The organism is Streptomyces sp. NPDC101234 (assembly GCF_044767525.1).
GTDB lineage: Bacteria > Actinomycetota > Actinomycetes > Streptomycetales > Streptomycetaceae > Streptomyces > Streptomyces sasae.
On record NZ_JBIWOA010000024.1, the window covers coordinates 60,144 to 86,301 of the forward strand.

Below are 26,158 nucleotides of genomic sequence, written 5' to 3' on the forward strand. Positions count from 1 at the left end.
CGTCGGGGGGATCTTCAGGGCAAGGGGCGGAAGTGACGTTCCAGGCCCCGCCAGACGTCGTCGTAGCCCTGCTGGAGGTGCTCGGCGGTCGCCGCCTGCGGGGTGAGCGTCACCGGCCAGCGGGTCTCGAACATGAACGCCAGGCCGTCGTCCACCTTCTGCGGCCTCAGCTCGGCCGCGCTCGCCCGGTCGAACGTCTCCCGGTCCGGGCCGTGCGCCGACATCATGTTGTGCAGCGAACCCCCGCCGGGCACGAAGCCCTCCGCCTTCGCGTCGTAGGCGCCCTCGATCAGGCCCATGTACTCGCTCATCACGTTCCGGTGGAAGTACGGCGGCCGGAAGGTGTTCTCGCCCACCAGCCAGCGCGGGGCGAAGACGACGAAGTCGACGCCGGCCAGGCCGGGGGTGTCGGACGGGGAGGTCAGCACCGTGAAGATCGACGGGTCGGGGTGGTCGTACGAGATGGTGCCGATCACATTGAAACGGCGGAGGTCGTAGACGTAGGGCACATGTGTGCCATGCCAGGCGACCACGTCCAGCGGGGAGTGGTCATATGTGGCGGTCCACAGGTTGCCGCAGAACTTGTTGACCACCTGCACCGGGCCCTCGATGTCCTCGTAGGCGGCCACGGGAGCCCGGAAATCCCGGACGTTGGCGAGGCCGTTGGCGCCGATCGGGCCGAGGTCGGGGAGCCGGAAGGGTGCGCCGTAGTTCTCGCACACATAGCCGCGGGCGGAGGCATCCAGCAGCTCCACACGGAAGCGGACCCCACGGGGGATCAGCGCCACATGTCCCGGCTCCATATGCAACAGGCCGAACTCCGTGTGCAGCAGCAGCCCGCCGCGCTCCGGGACGATCAGCAGCTCGCCGTCCGCGTCGGAGAAGACCCGCTCCATCGAGGTGTCGGCGTGATAGAGGTGCACGGCCATGCCGGTGCGCTGGGTCGCGTCGCCGTTGCCGCCCAGGGTCCACAGGCCCGCGAGGAAGTCCGTGCCGGGCGGCGGCTCCGGCAGGGGGTTCCAGCGGAGCCGGTTCGGGTCCGGGGTGATGTCCGTGAAGGGGCCGGTGCGCAGCCCGCCGTTGTCGACGGCGCGGGTGAACGCGGGGTGGGCGGCCGAGGGGCGGATCCGGTACAGCCAGGAGCGGCGGTTGTGGGCCCGGGGTTCGGTGAAGGCGGAACCGCTGAGCTGCTCCGCATACAGGCCGAGGGGGGCGCGCTGCGGGGAGTTGCGGCCTTCGGGCAGGGCGCCCGGTACCGCCTCCGAGGAGTGCTCGTTGCCGAATCCCGAGAGGTACGCCAGTCCCTCGGCGGTCTTCCGTGCTGCCCCGCGCTCGAACACGCTCGCGCGGGAGGTGCCCCCATCGCTCATGATCGCTCCCTGAGCCTGCCGAGTCCAAGTGAGTCCCCGATTCCTATGTATCACCGTAGGATTGCGCGGGGGCGCGTGCAAGGGGGCCGGGATGATCCTGGGGAGGTATGACGAGAACCCGACTCCAGGGGGATCCGGTCCGCAGGGCGCTGTTCTACGCTCCCGGGCATGTCGTGGACGCGGGGACTGCCGAGCGCCCTCGCGGCCTGTGTGCTGCTGCTGGTCGCGGCGGCGGGGTGCGGGACGGGGGAGACGCACGGGAAGCGGGGGACGGGGGCGCCCTCTCCGGTGGGCAAGATCCTCGACGGCACGGACGAGGGCGGGCGCCACTACCGGGAGCTGGACAAGAAGCAGGCGCCCGGAGTCGGCACGGAGGTCACCCCCGACGCGGGCGGCGGCTGGGACGTGCGGCTCGAAGTGCACCGTTTCCGCTTCTCCCCGGCCGGTACCGCGGCGCAGGCGGTCGCCGGGCGCGGCCTCGCCTACCTCTTCGTGGACGGCCGCCTGGTGACCCGGCTGCGCACCTCCGCGTACCACCTCCCCGCGAAGCTCGTTCCGCAGGGCACCCACCACATCACCGCCCGGCTCTACGCGGACGACGGCACGGTGTGGGCGGTCCAGGGCAAGCCGGTCGAGAGCACGGCGGACGTCACGGCGTCCGGCGCGGAGACGACGGCACCGACGGCGTCCGTGGCGCGTACGGAGAGCCCCGGGGCGGCCACCCCCTCCGCGGTCGGTGCCAGCGGCGCGTCGGCGGGGTGAGTGTAGGAGCCATCTGTCTCCGTACTGGGGGGTGAGGTTCACCTGATCCTTACGGAAGGGCATCATGAAGCCCGTGCCCCAAGCGACCTCGCTTCGCAAAGCGCCCGTGCAGCGCCGTAGTGCCGAACGGCTGACCAGGATCCTCGACTCCTGCGCCGACCTCCTCGACGAGGTGGGCTACGACGAGTTGAGCACCCGGGCCGTTGCCGCCCGCGCCGGGGTGCCCATCGGCTCGGTCTACCGCTTCTTCGGCAACAAACGGCAGATGGCCGACGCCCTCGCCCAGCGCAACCTGGAGCGCTACACCGAGCGGGTCACCGAGCGGCTGAAGGACGCGCCGAAGGGCGACTGGCGGGCGGCGATGGACGCGGTGCTCGACGAGTACCTGGCCATGAAGCGCACCGCCCCCGGCTTCTCGCTCGTCGACTTCGGCAACCAGATCCCGGTCGGTGCGCGCTCCGAACCCAACCGCAGGGTCGCCGACCGCCTCACCGACCTGCTCTCCGGCTATATCGGCCGCACTCCCGACGAGGACCTGCGCCGTACCTTCCTCGTGGCCGTGGAGACCGCCGACACCCTGGTCCACCTGTCCTTCCGGATGGACCCGGAGGGTGACGAGACGATCATCGCGGAGACGCGGAAGCTGCTGCAGGCGTATCTGGCGCGGGTCCTGGACTGACGTCACCGGGATCACGCGGGTTTGCGACCTCATCCCCGGGAGGGACTCCCCACGCGACATACCGCTCGGTATGCTCGGCGCGAGTTCCCTGACCCCGGGAGGCCCCCATGCCCCGCACCGCCCTGCGAATCTGCCCCCTGTGCGAGGCGACCTGCGGGCTGACCCTCACCATCGAGGGCACCCGCGTCACCGGCGCCCGCGGTGACCGTGACGACGTCTTCAGCAAGGGTTTCATCTGCCCGAAGGGTGCCTCCTTCGGCGCCGTCGACGGCGACCCCGACCGGCTGCGCACCCCCCTCGTGCGCAGGGACGGCGAGCTGCGTGAGGCCACCTGGGCGGAGGCCTTCGACGCGGTCGCCGCCGGGGTCCGGGGCGTCGTCGAGCGGTACGGCGCGGATTCCGTCGGCGTCGTGCTCGGCAACCCCAACGTCCACACCGTCGCCGGCGGCCTCTACCCGCAGGTCCTGCTCGGCGCCCTGGGCAGCCGCAGCGTCTTCACCGCGTCCACGGTCGACCAGATGCCCAAGCACGTCTCCAGCGGCCTGCTCTTCGGTGATGCCAACGCGATACCGGTGCCCGACCTGGACCACACGGACCACCTGCTCCTCATCGGCGCCAACCCCCTGGAGTCCAACGGCAGTCTGTGCACCGCCCCCGACTTTCCCGGCAAGCTCAAGGCGCTCAAGGCCCGTGGCGGCACCCTCACCGTCATCGACCCGCGCCGCACCCGCACCGCGAAGCTCGCCGACCGGCACATCGCCATCCGGCCCGGCGCGGACGCCCTGTTGCTCGCCGCGATGGCCCAGGTCCTCTTCGAGGAGGGCCTGGTGGACCTCGGCGACCTCGCCCCGCACATCGAGGGCCTCGACGGGCTCCGCGCCGAGCTGGGGGACTTCACCCCGGACGCGGTCGCCCACGCCTGCGACGTGGACGCCGACACCATCCGCGTCCTCGCCCGCGAACTCGCCGCCGCGCCGACCGCCGCCGTGTACGGCCGGATCGGCAGCTGCACCGTCCCGCACGGCACCCTCGCCAGCTGGCTCGTCGACGTCCTCAACATCCTCACCGGCAACCTCGACCGGCCCGGCGGCGCGCTCTTCCCGCAGGCCGCCACCGACCGGACCCCGCGACCCGCCGGCCCCGGCCGCGGCTTCGCGCTCGGGCGCTGGCACTCCCGGGTCAGCCGGCACCCCGAGGCGAAGGGCGAGCTGCCGCTGTCCGCACTCGCCGAGGAGATCGACACCGCGACCGCCGAGGGCGAGCCGATCCGGGCGCTCATCGCCGTCGCCACCAACCCCGTGCTCTCCGCGCCCGACGGCGCCCGGCTCGACAAGGCCCTGGCCTCCCTCGACTTCATGGTCAGCGTCGACCCGTACCTGAACGAGACCGCGCGCCACGCCGACGTCGTACTGCCCCCGCCGCCGCCCTCGCAGAGCCCGCACCACGACTTCGCCTTCAACACCCTCGCCGTCCGCAACCAGGTCCGCTACACCCGCCCCGCCGTCCCGCTGGAGCCCGGCCGGATGGCGGAGACCGAGATCCTGGCCCGGCTGATCCTGGCGGCCGGCGGAATGCACGGCGCCGAACCGTCCGCCGTGGACGACATGGTCATCGGCCAGACCCTCGGCAAGGCGGTCAACGACCCCCACTCCCCGGTGCACGGCCGCGACCCGCAGGAACTCGCCGCCCTGCTCGCCGGAGACACCGGCCCCGAGTGCCGGCTCGACCTGATGCTGCGCCTCGGCCCCTACGGCGACGGCTTCGGCGCACGGCCCGACGGGCTCACCCTGGAGCAGCTGCTCGCCCACCCGCACGGCATCGACCTCGGGCCCCTCACGTCCCGCCTCCCGCAGCCACTGAAGACCAGGAGCGGCAAGGTCGAACTGCTGCCGCGGCCGATCGCCGACGACCTGCCCCGGCTGCGCGCGGCCCTCGACACCAGCCCCGCGGCCCTGGTCCTCGTCGGCCGCCGGCACCTGCGCTCCAACAACAGCTGGATGCACAACGTGCCCGCCCTCACCGGCGGCACCAACCGCTGCACCCTGCACATCCACCCCGAGGACGCCGAACGGCTCGGCGTGCGCGACGGCGCCGACGTACGCGTCAAGGGCGCCGGGGGAGAGGTGGTCACCCCCGCCGAGGTCACCGACGGCGTCCGCCCCGGCGTCGTCAGCCTTCCGCACGGCTGGGGCCATGACCGCCCCGGCACCCGCCTCAGCCACGCCGCGACCGCGCCCGGCGTCAATGTGAACCAGCTCCTCGACGGCAGCCTGCTCGACCCGCTGTCCGGCAACGCGGTCCTCAACGGCATCCCCATCGAGGTGACCGCGACAACCCTGTGGGCGTGAACGCGCCGTCGCGGCTCTGCGCTCCTTCGGGGGCGCATGGTCGTGCCGCATGGTGAATAGATCAGTCCGTTTTTCTGCTTTCCTGGCCCCTTGCTGAGTATTCGGGCACGTGTCTTCCCCCTCCCCCACACATTCCGTTAACTTCCGTGACCCACAGGCCCGTACGACCGCCACGGAAGCGACAGCCATGACACGCGCCATCTCCCTGCACAACGTGAGCAAGGCCTTCGCGCGAGGTGTCCGCGTGGTGGACCGGTTGTCCCTGGACATCGCCCCCGGCGAGTTCCTCGTGCTGCTCGGGCCGTCCGGCTGCGGCAAGTCGACCGTGCTCAGAATGATCGCCGGACTGGAGGAGATCGACGAGGGCGAGTTATTCCTCGACGGCGAGCTCGGCAACGATCTCCTGCCGGCCGACCGGGACATCGCGATGGTGTTCCAGAACTTCGCCCTCTACCCGAGCATGACCAGCCGCGACAACATCGGCTTCCCGCTGCGCATCGAGGCGCCCGGCGCGGACCCGCGCCCCCGCGTGGACGCCACCGCCCGCATGCTGGGCATCGAGGACCTCCTCGACCGATTCCCCAGCCAGCTCTCCGGCGGCGAACGCCAGCGTGTGGCGATGGGCCGGGCGATCGCCCGGCACCCCTCGGCCTTCCTGATGGACGAGCCGCTCTCCAATCTCGACGCCAAGCTCCGCAACCACCTGCGTGCCGAGATATCGAAGCTGACCAGGGAGCTGGGCGTCACCACGGTCTACGTCACCCACGACCAGGCCGAGGCGATGTCCCTCGGCGACCGGGTCGCCGTGCTGCGCGGGGGAGTCCTCCAGCAGGTCGACACCCCGCGCACGGTCTACGCCCTGCCCCGCAACGTCTTCGTCGCCGCCTTCATCGGCATCCCGCGCATCAACCTCCTGCGCGGGGTGATCCGCGCCCCGCTCGACGGCGCGATGACCGTCAACCTCGGCAAACAGGCCCTGCCCCTGCCCGAACCCCTCTGTCTGGACCACAGGTTGCTGCGGGTGCAGCAGGGCCGGGAGGTGATCGTCGGGCTGCGTCCGGAGGCGGTGCGGATCGCCAGGCATTCCACGGCCCGGCCCGGCGAGGTGCCGCTCACCGGCCTGGTGGAGCATGTCGAGTTCCAGGGGCACGAGGTGCTCGTCCACTTCAACACCGGCTCCCGGCCCGCCGTCGTACCGGATCTGGAGGCCCCGCGACCGGTCGCCCGGCCGTCCCGGCGCCGGCGGGAGGGGCCGACCATGCTCGATCGGCTGCGGGACCGGGCCGGTTCGAAGCGGGCGGGACCGGTCGTCGTACTGGAGCATCCGGCGGACGCCGAGCCCGAGCCCGCACCCCCGGAGGGGCGGCTGCCCGGCGATCTGGTCGTGCGCACCACGCCCGACATCCAGCTCCGGCACGGCATGCAGATCCCTCTCCTGGTCGACCTCGCCCACCTGTTCGTCTTCGACCAGCACGGCGAACGGATCAGCCCGTCCCCGGCGCGGCTGCCGGACCTGGACGAGTGAAACCCGCCGGAAACCGGGACCGGGACAGGCCGAAACCCGTAGGAAGGGGGCATGCGCACTCATTCCCTCCGTAACCGGTCGGCCCTCGCCGTCGCCGGGCTGCTGCTCGCCGGTGCCCCGGCCGCCTACACGGCGGTGGCCGACGGCCGGCCGTCGGCCGCACCGGCGCGCGGAAAGCCGTACGTCGAGACCACGCTGTTCTTCGGCACCGCCCGCCCCGACGGCGGTCCCGCCGTCACCGACCGGCAGTTCATGGCCTTCGTCGACAAGGAGGTCACCCCGGACTTCCCCGACGGGCTCACCGTGCAGAACGGGCGCGGGCAGTGGCGGGACGGGCACGGCACGATCGAGAAGGAGCGGTCGTACGAGCTGATCCTGCTGTATCCGGAGTCGGCGGCGACGGGCAGCGACCGGAAGATCGAGGAGATCCGGCGGGCCTACGAGAAGGCCTTCGCGCAGGAGAGTGTGGGGAGGGTGGACGAACGGGCACAGGTCGACTTCTGACCGTGTCGACTTCTGACGGTGTCGACTTTTGGCCGTGTCGACTTTTGGCCGTGTCGACTCCGGCCGTGTCGACTTCCGGCCCGGTCTGCCTCTGATCCTGGAGGGGCACGTCTGGTGCGTGAAAACTATCGCCGCTAGTTTGTGAGTCGGACGACGACACAGCCCCGCCGGGAGGAAGCAGCATGAAGGCACACGACGGCCTGTACATCGACGGCGCCTGGCGCGCCGCCGAGAGCCAGGACGTGATCGAGGTCGTGAACCCGGTCGACGAGCAGGTGATCGGCCGGGTCCCGGCGGGCGGCGCGCTCGACGTCGACACGGCCGTACGCGCCGCTCGTGCCGCCCTCCCGGCCTGGGCGGCCACCCCGCCCGCCGAGCGGGCCGCCCGCCTCGGTGGGCTGCGCGACGTCCTGGCGGCCCGCAAGGACGAGATCGCCGAGACGGTGACCGCGGAACTGGGCTCACCCCCGCAGTTCTCCCAGGCCGTCCACGCGGGCGTGCCGATCGCGGTCGCGGGCTCGTACGCCGAACTGGCGGCCTCCCATCCCTTCGAGGAGAAGGTCGGCAACTCGACCGTCTATCAGGAGCCGGTGGGCGTGGTCGGCGCGATCACGCCCTGGAACTACCCGCTGCACCAGATCGTCGCCAAGGTCGCCCCGGCGCTCGCCGCCGGCTGCACGGTCGTGCTGAAGCCCGCCGAGGACACCCCGCTCACCGCCCAGCTGTTCGCGGAAGCGGTGCACGAAGCGGGCCTCCCTGCAGGTGTGTTCAACCTGGTCACCGGCCTCGGCCCGATCGCCGGGCAGGCCCTCGCCGAGCACCCGGGAGTGGACCTGGTCTCCTTCACCGGCTCCACGGCCGTCGGCAGGCAGATCGGCGCGACCGCCGGGGCGGCCGTCAAGAAGGTGGCCCTGGAACTGGGCGGCAAGTCCGCGAACGTCATCCTCCCCAGCGCCGACCTCGCCAAGGCCGTCAACGTCGGCGTGGCCAACGTGATGTCCAACTCGGGCCAGACGTGCAGCGCCTGGACACGGATGCTGGTGCACGCCGACCGGTACGAGGAGGCGGTGCAGCTGGCGGCCACGGCAGCCGCCAAGTACGGTGAGCGGATCGGTCCCGTCGTCAGCGCCAAGCAGCAGGCCAGGGTGCGGGTTTACATCGAGAAGGGCGTCGCCGAAGGCGCCCGGCTGGTCGCCGGCGGCCCCGAAGCCCCGCGCGAACAGGGCTACTTCGTCAGCCCGACGGTCTTCGCGGACGTCACCCCCGAGATGGCGATCGCCCAGGAGGAGATCTTCGGCCCGGTGCTGTCGATCCTGCGCTACGAGGACGAGGAGGACGCCCTCCGTATCGCCAACGGCACGGTCTACGGCCTCGCGGGCGCCGTCTGGGCCGGGGACGAGGCGGAGGCGGTGGCCTTCGCCCGGCGCATGGACACCGGGCAGGTCGACATCAACGGCGGCCGGTTCAACCCCCTTGCCCCGTTCGGCGGTTACAAGCAGTCCGGCGTGGGCCGCGAACTCGGCGCGCACGGCCTCGCCGAGTACCTCCAGACCAAGTCCCTGCAGTTCTGAGGAGGTTGCTCTGATGGCTGTCATGGTCCGAGCCGCCGTGCTGCCCGCGGTCGGCGCCCCCCTGTCCGTCACCGCGATCGAACTCCCGGACCCCGGGCCCGGCCAGGTCCGGGTCCGGCTCGCCGCCGCCGGGGTCTGCCACTCCGACCTGTCCCTCTCCGACGGCACCATGCGGGTACCGGTCCCGGCGGTCCTCGGCCACGAGGGCGCGGGCACCGTGGTGGCGGTGGGGGAGGGCGTCACCCGGCTGTCGCCCGGTGACCCGGTCGTCCTCAACTGGGCGCCCGCCTGCGGACGTTGCCACGCCTGCTCGCTCGGCGAGGTATGGCTGTGCGCCGACGCGCTGACCGGCGCCGCCGGCGTCCACGCCCGCACGGCGGACGGCACCGACCTCCATCCCGGCCTGAACGTCGCCGCGTTCGCCGAGGAGACGGTGGTCGCCGAGTCCTGCGTGCTGCCGCTCCCGCCCGGCATCCCCCTCACGGACGCGGCCCTCCTCGGCTGTGCGGTCCTCACGGGCTACGGCGCCGTGCACAACTCGGCGCGGGTCCGCGAGGGCGAGACCGTCGCGGTGTTCGGCGTCGGCGGGGTGGGCCTGGCCACCGTGCAGGCGGCCCGGATCGCCGGCGCGTCCCGGATCATCGCCGTCGACGTCTCCCCGGAGAAGGAGGAACTCGCGCGGGCGGCGGGCGCCACGGACTACGTCGTCGCCTCCGACACCACCCCTCGTGCGATCCGCGCCCTCACCGGCAGACAGGGCGTCGACGTCTCCGTGGAGTGCGTCGGCCGCGCGGTCAGCATCCGGGCGGCCTGGGAGTCCACCCGCCGGGGCGGCCGTACGACGGTGGTCGGCATCGGCGCCAAGACGGAACAGGTCACCTTCAACGCCCTGGAGCTCTTCCACTGGGGCCGCACCCTCTCCGGCTGCGTCTACGGAAACTCCGACCCGGCCCGCGACCTGCCGCTGCTCGCCGAGCACATCCGCGCGGGCCGCCTGGACCTGAGTGCGCTGGTCACGGAACGGATCGCCCTCGAAGGCATCCCGGACGCCTTCGAGAACATGCTCGCGGGCAAGGGCGGCCGGGCGCTGGTGGTGTTCTGAGCGGGCGGCGTCCTCACGCCGACTCCCGCGCCTCCTCGGGCCGTGTCCCGTTCGCGGCCACGACCCGGGAGGCCCGGACCCGCGACCGGGACACCGCCACACCGGCCAGGCACAGCACCCCGCCCGCGAGCGTCAGCGCACCGGGCACCTCGCCGAGCGCCAGCCATGACATCAGGACGACCAGCGCGGGCACCGCGTAGGTGGTCGCGCCCATCCGGCTGGCGGTCGTACGGGCGAGCGCGTACGCCCAGGTGGTGAAGGCCAGCGCCAGCGGGAACACGCCCAGATAGAGCATGTCGAGGGTCGCGGAGAGCGGGGCCGCGGCCGCGTCGCGGGCGAGCTGCCCGGTGAACGGCAGACAGGCGAGGGCACCGACGAGACACCCGTAGGTCGTCACCTGGAGCGCGCTCGCCCGCCCGAGCGCCGGCTTCTGCGCGACGACCCCGCCGGCGTACGCGACGGCCGCGAGCAGGCAGAGCACCACGCCGAGCACCGAGGAACCGCCCCCGCCCGACATCGACAGCCCGACGGTCACCGCACCCGCGAACGACACGGCCATCCCCGCGAGCAGCCGCGGAGGCATCGGATCGCGGAGCAGCCGGGCACCGAGCAGGGCGATCAGGATCGGGCCGATGTTCACGACCAGGGCGGCGGTGCCGGCGTCCACCTGCTGCTCGCCCCAGTTCAGGACGACGCTGTAGAAGCCGAACCAGAGCAGACCGGATATCAGGATGCCCCGCCAGGCGGACCTGGGCGGCAGGCCCTCCCGCCGTACGGCACAGAGAAGCCCGAGCACGAGGGTCCCGGAGAGCAGTCGGCCGAGGGCGAGGGCGCCGGGGGAGTAGGAGTCGCCCGCGCTGCGGATCGCCACGAAGGCGGAGGCCCAGAGCACGACGGTGACGACGGCAGCGGCGGCCGGGAGGAGGTGGCGGGGAGCGCGAGCGGCGGGGTTCTTCATGGGGTCGAGGGTAAGGAGTGGGGGTGGGTGGGAGCTGGCGGATTTCGGACGGGTGGGTGAGGCGAGCCCCGTAGGGGGCGCTGGGGGTATCCCCGGCCGAAGGCTGGGGGAGGAACTGCGCGATCAGCCCCCACCGGCCCGCAGTCGACGCACGACCGCAGCGTCCCCTACGCCGTCTCCTTCACCCGCGCGAACTGTTCGCTCAACCCGTCCAGCAGCGCCCGCAACCCCGTCTCGAACGCCCGTTCGTCGATCTTCTCCTGGCGCTCCGACAGGAGATGCGCCTGTCCCAGATGCGGGTAGTCGGCCGGATCGTACGCGCTCGCGTCGTCCACGAACCCACCGGCGAACGACCCCAGCGCCGACCCCATGATGAAGTACCGCATCAGCGCCCCGATCGACGTCGCCTGCGCCGCCGGCCACCCCGCGCCCACCATCGCGCCGTAGACCGCGTCCGCGAGCCGCAGCCCGGCCGGGCGCCTGCCGGGGCCCCGTGCGAGGACCGGGACGATGTTCGGGTGGTTCCGGAGCGCCGCCCGGTACGACACCGCCCAGTCGTGCAGGGCGGTCCGCCAGTCCCGGCCGGCGTCGTGCCCGAGGTTCTCGAACATCGAGAGATCGACCTGTGCGCTCACCGAGTCCGCGACCGCCTCCAGGATCTCGTCCTTGGTGCGGAAGTGGTTGTAGAGCGAGGGCCCGCTCACCCCCAGCTCGGCCGCGAGCCGGCGGGTGGAGACGGCCGCCAGCCCCTCCGCGTCCACGAGTTCCCGGGCCGTCGTGACGATCCGGTCGGTGCTGAGGAGGGGCTTGCGCGGTCGGGCCATGGCGCACATAGTAGGGCTGCAGCAAGAAACTAGCAGTGCTAATTTAAATGTACAGGCTTGTACGGCTTTCGAGATCAGACTGGGGTGATCGCATGGTGAACCTGGGGCTCAGCGAGGAGCAGAGCGCCGTACGGCAGCTGGCCCGCGACTTCGTCGAGCGTGAGATCGCCCCGAACGTGATCGCCTGGGATCGTGCCGAGGAGGTCGACCGGGGCATCGTGAAGAAGCTCGGCGAGGTCGGCTTCCTGGGGCTGACCGTCGACGAGGAGTACGGCGGCTCGGGCGGCGACCATCTGTCGTACTGCCTGGTGACGGAGGAACTCGGGCGCGGGGACTCCTCCGTGCGCGGGATCGTGTCGGTCTCCCTGGGGCTGGTCGCCAAGACCGTCGCCGCCTGGGGGAGCGAGGAGCAGAAGCGGCGCTGGCTGCCGGGGCTGACCTCCGGCGCGTACGTCGGCTGCTTCGGCCTCACCGAACCCGGCACCGGCTCCGACGCGGGCAACCTCACCACCCGTGCCGTTCGCGAAGGCGACGAGTACGTCGTCAACGGCAGCAAGATGTTCATCACCAACGGCACCTGGGCCGACGTCGTCCTCCTCTTCGCCCGTTCCACCGACGCCCCCGGTCACAAGGGCGTCTCCGCGTTCCTGGTACCGGCCGACACGCCCGGTCTGACCCGCCGGGCCGTCCACGGCAAGCTCGGCCTGCGCGGGCAGGCCACCGCCGAGGTCGTCCTGGAGGACGTGCGGGTGCCGGCGTCCGCGATGCTCGGACCGGAGGGCAAGGGCTTCTCGGTCGCCATGTCGGCGCTCGCCAAGGGGCGGATGTCGGTCGCGGCCGGCTGTGTCGGCATAGCCCAGGCGGCGCTCGACGCGGCCGTGCAGTACGCCGGGGAGCGGGAGCAGTTCGGGACCCCGATAGCGGGCCACCAACTGGTCCAGGAGCTCCTCAGCGACATCGCCGTCGACGTCGACGCGGCCCGGCTGCTGACCTGGCGGGTCGCCGACCTGATCGACCGCGGGCTGCCGTTCGCCACCGAGTCCTCCAAGGCCAAGCTCTTCGCCTCCGAGGCCGCCGTGCGCGCCGCCAACAACGCCCTCCAGGTCTTCGGCGGCTACGGCTACATCGACGAGTACCCGGTCGGCAAACTCCTGCGCGACGCCCGGGTGATGACCCTCTACGAGGGCACCAGCCAGATCCAGAAACTGCTCATCGGGCGGGCGCTGACGGGGGTTTCGGCGTTCTGAGCACTCCCGGGGCCGGGGGGATGAGTACGTGCTGAGTACTTCGGCGGATGTGGCGCGGCCCACAGCCGCCGAGACTCGACCCATGAGCGACACACCGGTCAGAAACCAGAACACGGCCGCCTTCTACGGCCAGGCCGTCCTCTCCTTCGGTATCGCCATGGCGGCCACCGTCATCGGCATCTTCCAGCTGCACGCCGACGCCTGGGTGCGTGGCTTCCTCGGCATCGCCGTGCTCTATCTCGTCACCTCCGCCTTCACGCTTGCGAAGGTGATCCGTGACCGCCAGGAGGCCGGGCAGATCGTCAGCCGGGTCGACCAGGCCAGGCTGGAGAAGCTGCTCGCCGAGCACGACCCGTTCGAGAAGCTCTGACCGGCCGGAAAGCCGCGTGAAAAACCGTGTGAAAAGCCGCGCCGAAGCTGCGTGAAAAGCTCTGAGCGGGCACACTAAGCGCTCGCTCAGCTTCGGCGGTATGGTGGAGCTCCTGTATCGAGAGGGGCGAGCGAGCGATGAGTACGGCGGAGGAGACGACCGGCGGCGAGATCGAGCCGTGGGAAGAGGTCACCCCTGACGCGGCCAGGCGACTGCTGGTCGCCGCCGTGGAGGCCTTCGCCGAGCGCGGCTACCACGCCACCACCACCCGCGACATCGCGGGCCGCGCCGGTATGAGCCCGGCCGCGCTCTACATCCACTACAAGACCAAGGAAGAGCTGCTCCACCGGATCAGCCGCATCGGTCACGACAGGGCCCTGGAGATCCTCCAGACCGCCGCCCGCCGCGAGGGCACCGCCGCCGAGCGGCTCGCCGACGCCGTCAGCTCCTTCGTCCGCTGGCACGCCGGCCGGCGCACCACCGCCCGGGTGGTGCAGTACGAACTCGACGCCCTCGGCCCCGACGCCCGCGCCGAGATCCTCGCGCTGCGCCGTGAGGTCGACGGCGAGGTGCGAGGGATCATCGAGGAGGGCGTCGCGTCCGGCGAGTTCGACGTCCTCGACGTGCACGGCACCACCCTCGCGGTGCTCTCCCTCTGCATCGACGTCGCCCGCTGGTTCAACGTGGGCGGCCCCCGCACCCCCGAGGAGGTCGGCGCGCTCTACGCCGACCTCGTGCTCCGGATGGTGGGGGCCAAGTAGCCCACGGGCCGCTCAGAGGTAGTAGCGGGACACCGACTCCGCGACGCAGACCGGCTTGTCGCCGCCCTCGCGCTCCACGCTGAAGGCGACGGTCACCTGGACGCCGCCCGTGACGTCCTCCACACCGGTGATCGTCGCGGTGGCGCGCAACCGGGAGCCGACCGGGACGGGGGCGGGGAAGCGGACCTTGTTGGTGCCGTAGTTCACGCCCATCTTCACGCCCTCGACCTTGATCAGCTGGGGGCCGAAGAGCGGGAGCAGTGACAGGGTCAGATAGCCGTGCGCGATGGTAGTCCCGAACGGGCCCGCGGCCGCCTTCTCCGGGTCGACATGGATCCACTGGTGGTCGCCCGTCGCGTCCGCGAACAGATCGATCCGCTTCTGGTCGACCTCCAGCCAGTCGGTGTGGCCCAGCTGCTCGCCCACGGCCGCCTTCAGCTCGTCGGGGGAGGTGAAGATCCTCGGTTCTGCCATGTCGCCGGCCCTCTCGCACTCGCACGGTCACACACACATTGTCTAAGCAACTGCTTAGCATGCTCGGATGGGAGGCCCCTGTCAACGGACCCCGGCCCGGGCGGGTCGGTAGGGTCTGAGGGGTGCCGCAGATTCCCGAGAAGATCCAAGAGCTGAGCGTCGGCCAGCTGGCCGCGCGCAGCGGCGCCGCCGTCTCCGCGCTGCACTTCTACGAGTCCAAGGGCCTCATCAGCAGCCGGCGGACCACCGGCAACCAGCGCCGCTACACCCGTGACACGCTGCGCCGCGTGGCCTTCGTCCGGGCGGCACAGCGCGTCGGCATCCCGCTGGCCACGATCCGCGAGGCCCTCACGGAACTCCCCGAGGAGCGCACCCCGACCCGGGAGGACTGGGCGCGGCTCTCCGAGGCGTGGCGGGCGGAACTCGACGAGCGCATCAGGCAGTTGAACCGGTTGCGCGACCATCTGACCGACTGCATCGGGTGCGGGTGTCTGTCCTTGAGCAGCTGTGTGCTGTCCAACCCGGACGACGCGTTCGGCGAACGCCGGGCTGGGTCGAGTCTGCTGCCGGAGGGGCGACGGCCGTAGTTCGGGTGCGGGCCGGTGGGGGCTGGTCGCGCAGTTCCTCCCCCAGCCTTCGGCCGGGGGTACCCCCAGCGCCCCTTACGGGGCTTACTCAACTGCGGGCATGCGTGCCGCCCGGGGCGGCACGGGTGGGTGCGACGGCACCCTGCAAGCGCCGGTAAGCGTCCCCCCGCCCCCACCCCCAGCACCTACTCGAACTCTGTCCCGCCCTTCCGGGTCAGATAGGCCCCGCTCACCGCCTTGGCGATCGCCCGGCCCCCGGTCACCGTGCTGTAGCGCTCCACCAGCGGCCGCATCACCACGCCCTCGCGCAGGTGCAGCCCGCGCCCGGACACGGTCTCCCGTCCGCTCGCGATCTCCAGTACCCGCTCGATGGCGTAAGGCCCCTCGAACAGCCTTGGTACCAGCGGCAGTTCCTCGGCCAGGAACTCCGCCGCGTCCAGCCACCGCACCGCCCCGTCGATCTCCGCCGACACATCGAACGCGGCGTACCCGAGGGACTCCCGTCGGCCGTCGGCGCCGTAGGCCAGGTCCTGGACGCCCGCGCCGTACACCTCGCCGAAGATCCCGACCCGGCGCGCCCCCAGCCGGGCGGCGAGGCGGGCGGCCGCCTCGGCGACGCCGTGGGCCCGCACGGCCCGCCAGTACAGGTTGCGCGGGTCCTCCTTCAGCGCCAGCGACTTCGCCCCGAAGCCCTTGGAGGAGACGTACACCCGGTCCTCGTCGGCGAGGTAGGTGAGCAGGCAGGCCGAGCCGTGGATCTTCTCGGTGAGGACCACCGGTTCGCCGGGCTCGAAGATGCCGGGGTAGCGCTGGATGTTCTCGATGTCGACCCATGGCATCAGCTCGGGCGCCGCTTCGACGTCGCCGTCCATGGTCGGCGGGACCGGCGGCACCCACTTGGTGATGCCGAGCGCCGCCGCGAAGTCGGTGCCCTCGGCCGCCGCCCGCGCCAGGTCCACGCCCGCCAGCGCCTTCGGCCGGCACACGATCCCCTGGGACAGCTCACCGCGCAGCCGCACCGCCCGCACCCGGTCGGAGCCGCTGCCCGCCAGCCGCCCGGTCAGCCCCAGCTCCTCGATCAGCCCGGCCGGAAGCACGGACTGCTCGGGGATGTAGACGGCGGCCTCGCCGGTGCGGTACGCGCCCTTGGCCACGACCGCGCGGTACAGGCCCACCTGGGCCAGTTCCAGCGCGTCGGCGTTCGGGTGTTCGTGGACGGTCAGGACTTCGGCGGTGACGCGCAGCGTCGACATCGGTGCTCCTGCGGTTCCTCAGACGGGTGTCATCGCCCCCAACTCTCCGCACGGGAAAGGGGTGGAACCAGCGGTTTACCGACTGCTAGCGTCGCCCGCTCAGTTGAGGGGGTGCGGCATCCCCGGCGCACCCCCAGGTGGTCAGGCCGACATGAGCAGCCGCCCGCGCCTGGCGTAGGCCAGGGCCTCGGGGGTGAGCACCGGACGCGGCACCAGGATCCCGCAGTCCGCGCAGACCGGACCGGCGGAGGGCTCGTGGTCCAGGTCGTACTTCCAGATGAGGCGCTCCCCTTCGCACACCGGGCAGCCCGTGCCCGGTTCGCGCTCCAGGGCGGCGATCAGCCGTCGCAGCACCTCGGCGAGTGGTTCGTCGGGATGGACCCGGGGGTCGTCGCACCAGGCCACTCCGAATCCGCCCCAGGTCAGCCGGTGCCAGTCGTCCACGCTGCCGGGACGGCGCAGCCCGTCGTGCTTCTCCTTCTTGCGACGCTCGGCGAACTCGACCTCATAGGCCAGCCAGACCGCCCGCGCCTCTTCCAGCTCGTCCAGCGCGCCCACGAGACGCGCCGGATCGGGGGACCGGTCCTCGGGACCGAACCCGGCCCGCGCACACAGATGGTCCCAGGTCGCGCGGTGCCCGTAAGGAGCGAACCGCTCCAGGCACTTGCGCAGCGAGTAACGCCGTAGCGCCAGATCGCACCGTGGGTCTCGCACCTGTCTCGCCAGACTCCGGAAACCGGCCATCGCCCTGCACCTCCGTCACACCTGCACCTGTACTTCGGTCACTTCGGCGTCGCCGCACGGACTTCGCGCGACGTTGCCGTATAGACGTATCGACACTCGAATCGGCTCCATCCGATTTCCGATGCCGTCCATAAGGCCGCCCGCCTTGACCGACAGCCGTTGGCACCGGACGCTCCGGTGACCACTCCAAAACTTGACGCATGTTCATCTTCAATCCCGGGGATACCGGCGGTAACGTCCGGCACCACCCCTCGTCCAGAGGAGATGTCATGCAACGACGCACCAGACATCACGCGTTGTTCGACAAGTTGAGAACTCCCCGCAGGCTCCCCGGGTTCCTGAAAGCCGCATCCGTGTGCGCGCTGATAGCCGGGCTGCTCTCCCCGCTCGCCCAGGCTCCGGCCGCCGCGGCCGCCTCCAACGACTACTGCGGCGGCCAGTGCTCGGACATCCTGCCGCCCGGCGAGAACGGCAATGCCACCCTCGCCCAGATCCTGCTCAACCAGGCCTTCGGTACCGAGCCCAGTCATGCCGAGGACCAGCTCGGCCCTTACGCCAACCTCGCCACGGGTGCCTCCACCCTCACCGACGCGAAGATCAACACGTTCTTCAACGACGCGTCGTTCGGGGTCGCTTCGAGTCAAGTCGCCTCCACGGAGAGCCCGGCCGGCCGCAGCGACGTCACCATCGTCCGCGACAAGGCCACCGGGGTGCCTCATATCACCGGTACCACCAGATACGGCACGGAGTTCGGCGCGGGTTATGCGGCCGCTGAGGACCGGCTGTGGCTCATGGACGTGTTCCGGCACGTCGGCCGCGGCCAGCTCACCACCTTCGCCGGCGGCGTCGCCTCCAACCAGGGCCTTGAACAGGAGTTCTACCGGAACGCCCCGTACACCGAGGCCGACCTCCAGGCGCAGATCGACAACGCCGTCGCCAACAACGGCACCCGCGGCCAGCAGGCGCTCGACGATGCCAACGCCTATCTCGCCGGTATCAACGCCTATATCGACGCCTCGGACAGCGGCCGTTACTTCCCCGGCGAGTATGTGCTGACCGGTCACAAGGACTCGATCACCAACGCCGGTACGATCGACCACTTCAAGATCACCGACCTGGTGGCGCTGGCCTCCGTGATCGGCACGCTGTTCGGCTCCGGCGGCGGTGGCGAGGTCAACAACGCCATCTCCCTGCTCGCCGCCCAGGAGCAGTACGGCGTGACCGAGGGCACCAAGGTCTGGGAGTCGTTCCGCGAACGCAACGACCCCGAGGCCGTCCTCACCGTCCACAACGGCGAGAGCTTCCCGTACGGCACCAAGCCGTCCGACCCGCAGGGCGAGGCACTGCCCGACGCCGGTTCGGTGACCACGGAGCCGCTGGTCTACGACGCCACGGGCACCGGCGCCGACCAGAGCGCCAGCGCCGCCTCGGCCACGGCGACCGCGACGGCCCTCAGCTCGGCCAAGCGCGGGATGTCCAACGCCCTGGTGGTCAGCGGCAAGTACACCGCGAGCGGACATCCGATCGCCGTCTTCGGACCGCAGACCGGCTACTTCGCCCCGCAGCTCCTCATGCTCCAGGAGATCCAGGGCCCGGGCATCAGCGCCCGCGGCGCCTCGTTCGCGGGCCTGAGCATGTATGTCGAACTCGGCCGCGGCCAGGACTACTCGTGGTCCGCCACGACCTCCGGCCAGGACATCATCGACTCCTACGCCGTCGAACTCTGCACGGACGACTACCACTACCTGTACCACGGCACCTGCACCGCCATGGACAAGGTCGAGCAGAAGAACTCCTGGACCCCGACCACGGCCGACGGCACGGCCGCGGGCTCGTACACCATGCGCGTGTGGAAGACGAAGTACGGGCCGGTCGAGTACCGGGCCACCGTCGGCGGGAAGAAGGTCGCCTACACCACCCTGCGCTCCTCCTACATGCACGAGGCCGACTCGATCATCGGCTTCCAGATGCTCAACGATCCCAGCTTTGTGAACAGTCCGCAGACCTTCCAGAGCGCGGTGCAGCACATCAACTACACCTTCAACTGGTTCTACGCCGATTCCTCGCACACCGCGTACTACAACAGCGGCAACAACCCGGTGCGCCCGAGCGGTGTCGACCCCGAGTTCCCGGTCTGGGGCCAGGCCGCCTACGAGTGGCAGAACTGGGACCCGACCACCAACACGGCCGACTACACCCCGGCCTCCGCGCACCCCCAGTCCATCGACCAGGACTACTACATCTCCTGGAACAACAAACAGGCGCTCGACTACACGACCGCCAGCTGGGGTGACGGCTCGGTCCATCGAGGCAACCTCCTCAACGACCGGGTGAAGAAACTCGTCGCGGCGGGCGGGGTCACACGATCTGCGCTTGTCAAGGCCATGTCAGATGCATCTTTGACGGACCTGCGCGCCGAGGACGTGCTGCCGAACCTGCTGAAGGTGATCAACAGCAGTACGGTGACCGACTCCACGGCCGCAGCGGCCGTCACCAAGCTCCAGACCTGGCTGACGGCGGGCGGCAAGCGCACGGAGACCTCGGCGGGCTCGAAGACCTACGCCAACTCCGACGCCATCCGGATCCTCGACGCCTGGTGGCCGCTGCTGGTGAAGGCCGAGTTCCAGCCCGGCCTCGGCTCCGACCTGTACACCGCGATGACCGCCAACCTGCCGATCGACGAGGCCCCGTGGGCCGCGCACGGGCCCACCGGCTCACACGCGGGAAGCTCCTACCAGTACGGCTGGTGGAGCTACGTCGACAAGGACATCCGGTCGGTGCTGGGCCAGACCGTGTCCGGGCCGCTGGCCGAGCAGTACTGCGGCGGCGGCAGCCTCAGCTCCTGCCGGAGCATCCTGATCAGCACGCTGGACACAGCGGCGGGTACGAGTGCGTCCACCGTCTACCCCGGGGACTCCCTCTGCTCGGCGGGCAACCAGTGGTGCGCCGACTCGATCGTCCAGCGCACCCTGGGCGGCATCAAGCACTACAACATCAGCTGGCAGAACCGGCCGACCTTCCAGCAGGTGGTGGAGTTCACGTCCCACCGGTGAAACGCCTACCGGTGAAACGCCCACCGGTGAAACGGTAGATCAACGGGTGCCGGCGGCCGGGGTCACGCGATCCGCCCCGCCGCCAGCACCACCCGCGCCAGCTCGGGGTGCACGATGTCGCTGTGCGCCCCGGCCGGCGGGCCGCCGTTCTTCACGACCGCCGCCGCGTCGACGTTCACACAACCCGACGCGGCGAGCGGGCCGCGCAGCGCACCCGCCAGGTCCAGCGACTGGGTGTCCGGCACCGCCTGGACCCCGTCGTGACCCATCGCACCCCACTTGACGCCGAGCAGCCGCCCCACGTCGAGCATTTCCTCCGCGTCCGTGCCCACGATCGACTGTGAGTCGTCCGCCATCCGCGAGGCCAGCGGATACAGCGTGCCGAGCGCTTCGTCGAAGTGCGAGTAGCAGCACACCAGCGGGCCGTCGATCCGGTTCTCCTGGCCGTGCAGCACCCCGCTGGTACGCCCGTCCTGGGGCAGCCGGGCGGCGAACGCGTAGTGCGAGAAGGCCCCCTGGAACAGCGTCACGGACTTCACCGTGCGCACCCCGTCCGGCAGCCCGCGCAGTGCGAACGACACCAGCCGACCGCCGAAGCTGTGCCCGACCAGATGCACCCGCACCTCCGGCGCCGCCCCGGCCAACTGCCCGATCACCGGCCCGAGCCCCCGCTCCCCGACGGTCCCCCCGCGCCGCTTCATCGCGTAGTACGTCGCCTGCCGCAGCAGCTCCTTCGCCCCGTCCCAGGGATCCGGAAGCGCGAACTCGGCGGCGCCGGCGCCCTGCCGGAGGCCGGTCAGCGCATGCGCGAACTCCTCGCACAGGGCCGCCGTACCTCCCGTGAACAGCACGGGCTCGCTCTGCGGGACGCCCTCCGCGAGCGTGTCCGCCGCGAACAGCGGCTGCGGACCGCCGGGCACGACCTCGACGAGCTGCCGCACAAGCCGCCCGAACTGCTCCAGTTCGTTCGCCGGGCGCTGGTCCAGCATCCGGGCGATCTGGTCGACCACGGTGGCCCGCCCCGGGAACGTCTCCAGCAGCGCGTGCCGGGTGTCCTTGTCGAGGGCGGGTACCGGTGTCGACCCCGGCTCCGGCACCACGGCCGCAGTGGACTTCGGGAAGTCGGGGATCGGCTCGTCGCAGAACCGCATCGACGGCCAGATCACCCCGACGTACCCGATCCGTGCCTTCGGCGAGAGCTCGGGGATCGGGGCGAAGAAGTGCCGGTACAGGGCGGTCGCGCCCGAACGGTCGTTGTTCCAGCCGTGCGCGAAGACGATCAGGTCACGGACGCCGTGACCGGTCACCTCGCGCAGCAGCCGGTCGCGTTCGGCGCCGTCCGGGTCGCCGTCCGCGTCGAAGGTCAGCTCCCAGTAGGGAGTCACGCTCATCCCAGGATCGGCCATGCCGGGCTCCTCGTCCCCCGAAACGGTGCGATGTGCGCGCATCGTCCCGCCACCGGGCAACATTGGCCATACAACGCGCCTCACCTATAGAGCAGAAACTCCTTTCGGATGCGTCGGAATGCGGACAGTTCGTCCTGCCAGGCCCCGACGATCCCGTCCGGGTCCGCACCCGCGTCGATCATCGTGCGCACGGTCGTGGATCCGGTGAGCGTGTCGATCCAGTTGTCCGGCCGCCACGCGAAGCCGCTCCACACCTTCCGGGCGGTGACGAGGAGTCCGATTCCGGTGCGTACGGGGTCGTAGACGTCCCGGTCGTGCACATGGATCTGCACCCCGCCGACGGTCCGGCCCTGGAACTTCGAGAACGTCGGCGCGAAGTACGCCTCCCTGAACCGCACGCCCGGCAGCGCGAGCGCGTCGGCCGCGGCCGCCCAGCGAGCGTCGACGCCCTCCGCGCCGAGCAGTTCGAAGGGGCGGGTCGTGCCCCGGCCCTCCGACAGGTTCGTGCCCTCGAAGAGACAGGTCCCCGAGTACACCAGCGCCGTGTCCGGGGTCGGCATGTTGGGGCTCGGCGGCACCCACGGCAGGCCGTAGGCGTCGTAGAAGCGGGAGCGCTGCCAGCCCGCCATCGTGACGACGTCCAGTGCGACCGGTGCGGTCAGGAACTCCGCGTTGAACAGCCGGGCGAGCTCGGCGACGGTCATGCCGTGCGCCTGTGCGATCGGCTGCCGGCCGACGAAACTGGCGAACTCCTTGTGCAGGACCGGTCCCCGGGCGTCGCGGCCGGTCACCGGGTTGGGGCGGTCCAGGACGACGAAGCGCCTGCCGGCGAGCTGGGCGGCCTCCATGCAGTCGTACAGCGTCCAGATGTACGTGTAGAAACGCGCGCCGACGTCCTGGATGTCGAAGACGACGGTGTCCACGCCGGAGGCGGTGAAGATGTCGGCGAGGGGCCGGCCGCTCTTGAGGTAGGTGTCGTAGACGGGGAGGCCGGTCGCCGGGTCGTCGGAGCGGCCCTCGGAGCCGCCGGCCTGGGCGGTGCCGCGGAAGCCGTGCTCGGGGCCGAAGACCGCCGTCAGCTTGACCCTGGGGTCGGCGTGCATGACGTCGACGATGTGGCGGACGTCGGGGGTGATGCCGGTGGGGTTGGTGACGATGCCGACCTTCTGGCCGCCGAGGAGGGCGTAGCCGTCGGCGGCCAGGCGGTCGAAGCCGGTCCTGAAACGGGCGGGGGCGTCGGTGACGGATGCGGTGGGTACGGGGGCGACGGCCGCCGCGGTCGTAGCTGCGAGCAGACTTCGTCTGGAAAGGCGCATGGGGGTGGCCTCCGTTTGTCGTCCGGGTGCGGGTCGGTGGGGGCTGGTCGCGCAGTTCCCCGCGCCCCTTAGGTTGGTCCGGTCACCCTTCCCTTCACACATACCGACCGGTTAGTCTGGCCGATGCTGAGCCGTGTCGCGTCGTGTCGAAGGAGACCGATGGTGGGAGCCGTGCAAGATGCCCGAGTCGTCGTCACCGGGGCGGGGGGTGGCATCGGGGCCGCCCTCGCCCGCCGGTTCGCCGCCGAGGGCGCCCGCGTCGTCGTGAACGACCTGGACGGCGACAAGGCCGCCGCCGTCGCCGAGGAGATCGGCGGGATCGCCGTTCCCGGGGACGCGTCCGGCATCGTCGGGGCCGCCCGGGACGCGCTCGGCGGCAGCGTCGACGTCTACTGCGCCAACGCCGGGCTGGGCTCCGGCGGGTCCGAGGCGGCCGACGAGGCCGTGTGGGCCGCCGGCTGGGACGTCAACGTCATGGCTCATGTACGGGCCGCGCAGGAGCTGGTGCCGGAGTGGCTGGAGCGGGGGAGCGGGCGGTTCGTGTCCACCGTGTCCGCCGCCGGGCTGCTCACCATGATCGGGGCCGCGCCCTACAGCGTCACCAAGCACGCCGCCTACGCCTTCGCCGAGTGGCTGTCGCTGACATACCGGCACCGTGGCCTGAAAGTGCACGCCATCTGCCCACAGGGCGTCCGTACCGACATGCTCGCCGCCACCGGCAGCGCGGGCGATATCGTGCTGCAGCCGACGGCCATCGAGCCGGACGCCGTCGCGGACGCGCTGTTCAAGGGGATGGCGGAGGACCGGTTCCTGATCCTGCCGCATCCCGAGGTCGCCGGCTTCTACCAGGCGCGGGCCACCGACCCGGACCGCTGGCTGACGAACATGAACCACATCCAGCAGAAGTGGGAGGCCACCAGGTGACCGAGTCGGAGACCGAGTCCCGCTATGCCGCCAGGCCCTGGGTGGCGCTGCTCAACGAGGCCCAGCGCGGGCCGGTCGATCCCCCCGACTCGCTGGTGCACGCGCTGCGCGCCGCCGTCGCCGAGGCGCCCGACCGGACCTTCCTCGCCTACTTCGACGCCCGGCTCAGCTTCCGCGAGGTCGACGAGCTGAGCGACTCCGTCGCCGCGTACCTCGCCGAGCGCGGCCTGGAGCGCGGCGACCGGGTCGCCGTCGTCCTGCAGAACTCGCCGCACTTCGTGCTCGCGCTGCTCGGCGCCTGGAAGGCGGGCGCCACCGTCGTGCCGGTCAACCCGATGTACAAGTCGGGGGAGGTCTCCCACGTCCTGCGGGACGGCGAGGTCGCCGCACTGGTCTGCTCGCAGCGCGCCTGGGAGTCGTACCTGCGCGACACGGCCGCCGACTCGCCCGTGCGGATCGTGCTCACCGCCAGCGAACTGGACTTCCAGACACGCGACGACGCGCGCGTGCTGCCCTTCGAGCGGCTGCCGCAAGCCACGGATGCGGAGGACCTGGTCGCCGTCGCGCGGCAGGGCGGCAAGGCCCCTGAAGGACGGGAGCCGGCGCCCTCCGACATCGCGCTGATCAGCTACACCTCGGGGACGAGCGGCGCTCCCAAGGGCGCCACCAACCTCCACAGCAACATCATGTACAACGCCGAGCGGCAGCGGACCGGGCTCGCGCTGCCCGACGCGCCGGTCTACTACGCCCTCGCGCCCCTCTTCCACATCACCGGCATGGTCTGCCAGCTCGGCGCCTGCCTGACCAGTGCGGGCACGCTCGTGCTGACGTACCGCTTCGAGCCGGGCCTGGTCCTGGAGGCGTTCGCCGAGCACCGCCCGCAGTACACGGTCGGTCCCTCCACCGCCTTCATGGCGCTCGCCGCCCACCCCGACGTCACCCCGGAGCACTTCGCCTCCTTCGTGAACATCTCGTCGGGCGGCGCGCCGCTGCCGCCGGCCCTGGTGGAGAAGTTCCGGGCGGGCTTCGGGCCGTACATCCGCAACGGGTACGGGCTGACCGAGTGCACCGCGCCCTGCGCCTCCGTACCGCCGGGGCTGGAAGCGCCCGTCGACCCCGTCTCCGGGACCCTCGCGGTCGGGGTGCCGGGGCCCGACGGTGTCGTACGCATCATCGACGACCAGGGCGAAGAGGTGCCCTTCGGCGAGCAGGGCGAGATCGCGGTGCGCGGGCCGCAGGTCGTGCCGGGGTACTGGCGGCGGCCCGAGGCCACCGCCGAGACCTTCCCGGACGGCGAACTGCGCACCGGCGACATCGGGTTCATGGACGCCGAGGGCTGGCTGTACGTCGTCGACCGCAAGAAGGACATGATCAACGCGTCCGGCTTCAAGGTCTGGCCCCGCGAGGTCGAGGACGTGCTGTACACGCACCCGGACGTGCGCGAGGCGGCCGTCGTCGGGGTCCCGGACGGGTACCGCGGGGAGACCGTCAAGGCCTACATCAGTCTGCGCCCCGGCGCTGCAACCGATCCGGACGATCTCGCGCTCTATTGCAAGGAGAGACTGGCGGCCTACAAATATCCGCGCCAGGTGGAGATCCTGCCCGACCTGCCGAAGACGGCAAGTGGGAAGATCCTCCGACGGGAACTGCGTTCCCGACCGCAACAGGGTTAGTGGATCTACGAGAAAGGCAGGTGGCGGCAGTGCCCAGGACGACGGACGGAGACGGGGCTCCTGTTCCGCAGCGGCTTCTCGCCGCCGCCACCCGGCTCTTCGCGGAGCAGGGCTACGACCGGACCTCCGTGCAGGAGATCGTGGAGGCGGCAGGCGTCACCAAGGGGGCGCTCTACCACTACTTCGGCTCCAAGGACGACCTCCTGCACGAGGTGTACGCGCGCGTGCTGCGCGTCCAGCAGGAGCGGCTCGACGCCTTCGCGAACGCGGACGAGCCGATCGAGAAACGGCTGCGGGGCGCGGCCGCCGACGTCGTCGTGACGACGATCGAGAACCTCGACGACGCGATGATCTTCTTCCGGTCCATGCACCATCTGAGCCCGGAGAAGAACAAGCAGGTGCGCGCCGAGCGCCGGCGCTACCACGAACGCTTCCGCGCGCTCGTCGAGGAGGGGCAGCGAGAGGGTGTCTTCTCCACCGCGACCCCGGCCGACCTGGTCGTCGACTACCACTTCGGCTCGGTCCACCACCTGTCGACCTGGTACCGCCCCAACGGCCCCATGACCCCCCAGGAGGTCGCCGACCATCTGGCCGACCTCCTGCTGCGCGCCCTGCGGCCCTGACCGTTGGCCACCTGACGTTCATCTTCCCTTCAACGGAAGACGCCCGTCCGCCATATTTTGACCCTAGCTTTGCCTTTCCTGTGA

At 71.1% G+C, this 26,158-nt stretch carries 23 protein-coding genes; 15 read left to right on the forward strand and 8 right to left on the reverse strand.

The window, feature by feature from the left end; genetic code table 11:
* Window positions 1–14 precede the first annotated feature (14 nt).
* Window positions 15–1,370, reverse strand: a complete 1,356-nt coding sequence (gene hmgA / locus ACIRR9_RS35875; protein WP_403760755.1) for a homogentisate 1,2-dioxygenase — start codon at window positions 1,368–1,370, stop codon at window positions 15–17.
* 168 nt (window positions 1,371–1,538) lie between these two features.
* Here hmgA and ACIRR9_RS35880 point away from each other — a divergent pair, with 168 nt between their 5' ends.
* The 7 genes from ACIRR9_RS35880 (at window position 1,539) to ACIRR9_RS35910 (ending at window position 9,861) form a co-directional block, all read left to right on the forward strand.
* A complete protein-coding gene (locus ACIRR9_RS35880; RefSeq protein ID WP_403760757.1) occupies window positions 1,539–2,132 on the forward strand; it encodes a hypothetical protein in 594 nt (197 codons plus the stop codon).
* A 64-nt stretch (window positions 2,133–2,196) separates the two neighbouring features.
* Window positions 2,197–2,811 (forward strand): TetR family transcriptional regulator, encoded by a 615-nt coding sequence (locus tag ACIRR9_RS35885; protein WP_403760759.1) that lies wholly within the window; start codon window positions 2,197–2,199, stop codon window positions 2,809–2,811.
* A gap of 107 nt (window positions 2,812–2,918) precedes the next feature.
* A complete protein-coding gene (locus ACIRR9_RS35890; protein ID WP_403760762.1) occupies window positions 2,919–5,159 on the forward strand; it encodes a molybdopterin oxidoreductase family protein in 2,241 nt (746 codons plus the stop codon).
* A 187-nt stretch (window positions 5,160–5,346) separates the two neighbouring features.
* The gene (locus ACIRR9_RS35895) at window positions 5,347–6,684 is read left to right on the forward strand and encodes an ABC transporter ATP-binding protein (RefSeq protein ID WP_403760764.1); all 1,338 of its coding nucleotides are present in this window, start codon (window positions 5,347–5,349) and stop codon (window positions 6,682–6,684) included.
* Window positions 6,685–6,735: 51 nt separating this feature from the next.
* Window positions 6,736–7,188, forward strand: coding sequence for a DUF3574 domain-containing protein (locus ACIRR9_RS35900; RefSeq protein WP_403760767.1), 453 nt, complete (start codon window positions 6,736–6,738; stop codon window positions 7,186–7,188).
* A 182-nt stretch (window positions 7,189–7,370) separates the two neighbouring features.
* Window positions 7,371–8,759: an aldehyde dehydrogenase family protein gene (locus tag ACIRR9_RS35905; RefSeq protein WP_403760770.1), complete on the forward strand. Its 1,389-nt coding sequence runs from the start codon at window positions 7,371–7,373 to the stop codon at window positions 8,757–8,759.
* A gap of 22 nt (window positions 8,760–8,781) precedes the next feature.
* Entirely contained in the window at window positions 8,782–9,861 is a 1,080-nt protein-coding gene (locus ACIRR9_RS35910; protein WP_403760957.1) for a Zn-dependent alcohol dehydrogenase, read from the forward strand.
* A 13-nt stretch (window positions 9,862–9,874) separates the two neighbouring features.
* Here the strand turns inward: ACIRR9_RS35910 and ACIRR9_RS35915 are convergent, their stop codons facing one another.
* Both ACIRR9_RS35915 and ACIRR9_RS35920 read right to left on the reverse strand, forming a co-directional pair.
* Window positions 9,875–10,819 carry a DMT family transporter gene (locus ACIRR9_RS35915; RefSeq protein ID WP_403760772.1) on the reverse strand — a complete coding sequence of 315 codons (945 nt, stop codon included), beginning with the start codon at window positions 10,817–10,819 and terminating at the stop codon, window positions 9,875–9,877.
* Between the two features lie 167 nt (window positions 10,820–10,986).
* On the reverse strand, window positions 10,987–11,643 hold the full coding sequence (locus ACIRR9_RS35920) for a TetR/AcrR family transcriptional regulator (protein WP_365342236.1): 657 nt from the start codon (window positions 11,641–11,643) through the stop codon (window positions 10,987–10,989).
* Window positions 11,644–11,738: 95 nt separating this feature from the next.
* Here ACIRR9_RS35920 and ACIRR9_RS35925 point away from each other — a divergent pair, with 95 nt between their 5' ends.
* The 3 genes from ACIRR9_RS35925 (at window position 11,739) to ACIRR9_RS35935 (ending at window position 14,021) form a co-directional block, all read left to right on the forward strand.
* On the forward strand, window positions 11,739–12,890 hold the full coding sequence (locus ACIRR9_RS35925; RefSeq protein ID WP_403760960.1) for an acyl-CoA dehydrogenase family protein: 1,152 nt from the start codon (window positions 11,739–11,741) through the stop codon (window positions 12,888–12,890).
* A gap of 82 nt (window positions 12,891–12,972) precedes the next feature.
* Window positions 12,973–13,260 (forward strand): YiaA/YiaB family inner membrane protein, encoded by a 288-nt coding sequence (locus ACIRR9_RS35930; RefSeq protein WP_123978298.1) that lies wholly within the window; start codon window positions 12,973–12,975, stop codon window positions 13,258–13,260.
* Window positions 13,261–13,397: 137 nt separating this feature from the next.
* On the forward strand, window positions 13,398–14,021 hold the full coding sequence (locus ACIRR9_RS35935; RefSeq protein ID WP_365342234.1) for a TetR/AcrR family transcriptional regulator: 624 nt from the start codon (window positions 13,398–13,400) through the stop codon (window positions 14,019–14,021).
* A gap of 12 nt (window positions 14,022–14,033) precedes the next feature.
* Here the strand turns inward: ACIRR9_RS35935 and ACIRR9_RS35940 are convergent, their stop codons facing one another.
* Complete coding sequence (locus ACIRR9_RS35940; RefSeq protein ID WP_384561932.1) at window positions 14,034–14,495, reverse strand: MaoC family dehydratase; 462 nt, start codon at window positions 14,493–14,495, stop codon at window positions 14,034–14,036.
* Between the two features lie 122 nt (window positions 14,496–14,617).
* On the opposite strand from ACIRR9_RS35940, the gene soxR reads away from it, so the two are divergent.
* Window positions 14,618–15,082, forward strand: coding sequence for a redox-sensitive transcriptional activator SoxR (soxR, locus tag ACIRR9_RS35945; RefSeq protein ID WP_365342231.1), 465 nt, complete (start codon window positions 14,618–14,620; stop codon window positions 15,080–15,082).
* Window positions 15,083–15,267: 185 nt separating this feature from the next.
* On the opposite strand, the gene ACIRR9_RS35950 is transcribed toward soxR, so the two are convergent.
* Both ACIRR9_RS35950 and ACIRR9_RS35955 read right to left on the reverse strand, forming a co-directional pair.
* Window positions 15,268–16,335 carry an RNA ligase (ATP) gene (locus ACIRR9_RS35950; protein ID WP_403760777.1) on the reverse strand — a complete coding sequence of 356 codons (1,068 nt, stop codon included), beginning with the start codon at window positions 16,333–16,335 and terminating at the stop codon, window positions 15,268–15,270.
* A gap of 141 nt (window positions 16,336–16,476) precedes the next feature.
* A complete protein-coding gene (locus ACIRR9_RS35955; RefSeq protein ID WP_384561937.1) occupies window positions 16,477–17,079 on the reverse strand; it encodes a hypothetical protein in 603 nt (200 codons plus the stop codon).
* 269 nt (window positions 17,080–17,348) lie between these two features.
* Between ACIRR9_RS35955 and ACIRR9_RS35960 the strand changes: the two genes are divergently transcribed.
* A complete protein-coding gene (locus ACIRR9_RS35960; protein ID WP_403760780.1) occupies window positions 17,349–20,132 on the forward strand; it encodes a penicillin acylase family protein in 2,784 nt (927 codons plus the stop codon).
* Window positions 20,133–20,194: 62 nt separating this feature from the next.
* Here the strand turns inward: ACIRR9_RS35960 and ACIRR9_RS35965 are convergent, their stop codons facing one another.
* Together ACIRR9_RS35965 and ACIRR9_RS35970 are read right to left on the reverse strand one after the other, a co-directional pair.
* Window positions 20,195–21,538 carry a serine-threonine protein kinase gene (locus tag ACIRR9_RS35965; RefSeq protein WP_403760783.1) on the reverse strand — a complete coding sequence of 448 codons (1,344 nt, stop codon included), beginning with the start codon at window positions 21,536–21,538 and terminating at the stop codon, window positions 20,195–20,197.
* An 80-nt stretch (window positions 21,539–21,618) separates the two neighbouring features.
* Window positions 21,619–22,854, reverse strand: a complete 1,236-nt coding sequence (locus tag ACIRR9_RS35970; protein WP_403760786.1) for an exo-beta-N-acetylmuramidase NamZ domain-containing protein — start codon at window positions 22,852–22,854, stop codon at window positions 21,619–21,621.
* Window positions 22,855–23,013: 159 nt separating this feature from the next.
* On the opposite strand from ACIRR9_RS35970, the gene ACIRR9_RS35975 reads away from it, so the two are divergent.
* From ACIRR9_RS35975 to ACIRR9_RS35985, 3 genes are read left to right on the forward strand one after another with little or no spacing between them, the layout of a single operon-like run.
* Complete coding sequence (locus ACIRR9_RS35975; protein WP_123978307.1) at window positions 23,014–23,778, forward strand: SDR family oxidoreductase; 765 nt, start codon at window positions 23,014–23,016, stop codon at window positions 23,776–23,778.
* Window positions 23,775–25,451: a class I adenylate-forming enzyme family protein gene (locus tag ACIRR9_RS35980; protein ID WP_403760790.1), complete on the forward strand. Its 1,677-nt coding sequence runs from the start codon at window positions 23,775–23,777 to the stop codon at window positions 25,449–25,451. The genes ACIRR9_RS35975 and ACIRR9_RS35980 overlap by 4 nt, the downstream gene beginning before the upstream one ends.
* A 29-nt stretch (window positions 25,452–25,480) precedes the next feature.
* The gene (locus ACIRR9_RS35985; RefSeq protein ID WP_365342215.1) at window positions 25,481–26,074 is read left to right on the forward strand and encodes a TetR/AcrR family transcriptional regulator; all 594 of its coding nucleotides are present in this window, start codon (window positions 25,481–25,483) and stop codon (window positions 26,072–26,074) included.
* The last annotated feature ends 84 nt before the right edge of the window (window positions 26,075–26,158 follow it).

What these genes read in the sequence shown, in the direction of transcription:
- ACIRR9_RS35900 (WP_403760767.1), top strand. Translation starts at nt 6,736, where the DNA reads ATGCGCACTCATTCCCTCCGTAACCGGTCGGCCCTCGCCGTCGCCGGG.
- ACIRR9_RS35970 (WP_403760786.1), bottom strand. Translation starts at nt 22,854, where the DNA reads ATGCGCCTTTCCAGACGAAGTCTGCTCGCAGCTACGACCGCGGCGGCC.
- ACIRR9_RS35905 (WP_403760770.1), top strand. Translation starts at nt 7,371, where the DNA reads ATGAAGGCACACGACGGCCTGTACATCGACGGCGCCTGGCGCGCCGCC.
- ACIRR9_RS35955 (WP_384561937.1), bottom strand. Translation starts at nt 17,079, where the DNA reads ATGGCCGGTTTCCGGAGTCTGGCGAGACAGGTGCGAGACCCACGGTGC.
- ACIRR9_RS35965 (WP_403760783.1), bottom strand. Translation starts at nt 21,538, where the DNA reads ATGGCCGATCCTGGGATGAGCGTGACTCCCTACTGGGAGCTGACCTTC.
- ACIRR9_RS35975 (WP_123978307.1), top strand. Translation starts at nt 23,014, where the DNA reads ATGGTGGGAGCCGTGCAAGATGCCCGAGTCGTCGTCACCGGGGCGGGG.
- ACIRR9_RS35885 (WP_403760759.1), top strand. Translation starts at nt 2,197, where the DNA reads ATGAAGCCCGTGCCCCAAGCGACCTCGCTTCGCAAAGCGCCCGTGCAG.
- ACIRR9_RS35880 (WP_403760757.1), top strand. Translation starts at nt 1,539, where the DNA reads ATGTCGTGGACGCGGGGACTGCCGAGCGCCCTCGCGGCCTGTGTGCTG.
- ACIRR9_RS35910 (WP_403760957.1), top strand. Translation starts at nt 8,782, where the DNA reads ATGGTCCGAGCCGCCGTGCTGCCCGCGGTCGGCGCCCCCCTGTCCGTC.
- ACIRR9_RS35895 (WP_403760764.1), top strand. Translation starts at nt 5,347, where the DNA reads ATGACACGCGCCATCTCCCTGCACAACGTGAGCAAGGCCTTCGCGCGA.
- ACIRR9_RS35960 (WP_403760780.1), top strand. Translation starts at nt 17,349, where the DNA reads ATGCAACGACGCACCAGACATCACGCGTTGTTCGACAAGTTGAGAACT.
- ACIRR9_RS35940 (WP_384561932.1), bottom strand. Translation starts at nt 14,495, where the DNA reads ATGGCAGAACCGAGGATCTTCACCTCCCCCGACGAGCTGAAGGCGGCC.
- ACIRR9_RS35950 (WP_403760777.1), bottom strand. Translation starts at nt 16,335, where the DNA reads ATGTCGACGCTGCGCGTCACCGCCGAAGTCCTGACCGTCCACGAACAC.
- hmgA (WP_403760755.1), bottom strand. Translation starts at nt 1,370, where the DNA reads ATGAGCGATGGGGGCACCTCCCGCGCGAGCGTGTTCGAGCGCGGGGCA.
- ACIRR9_RS35935 (WP_365342234.1), top strand. Translation starts at nt 13,398, where the DNA reads ATGAGTACGGCGGAGGAGACGACCGGCGGCGAGATCGAGCCGTGGGAA.
- ACIRR9_RS35915 (WP_403760772.1), bottom strand. Translation starts at nt 10,819, where the DNA reads ATGAAGAACCCCGCCGCTCGCGCTCCCCGCCACCTCCTCCCGGCCGCC.
- ACIRR9_RS35890 (WP_403760762.1), top strand. Translation starts at nt 2,919, where the DNA reads ATGCCCCGCACCGCCCTGCGAATCTGCCCCCTGTGCGAGGCGACCTGC.
- ACIRR9_RS35930 (WP_123978298.1), top strand. Translation starts at nt 12,973, where the DNA reads ATGAGCGACACACCGGTCAGAAACCAGAACACGGCCGCCTTCTACGGC.
- ACIRR9_RS35920 (WP_365342236.1), bottom strand. Translation starts at nt 11,643, where the DNA reads ATGGCCCGACCGCGCAAGCCCCTCCTCAGCACCGACCGGATCGTCACG.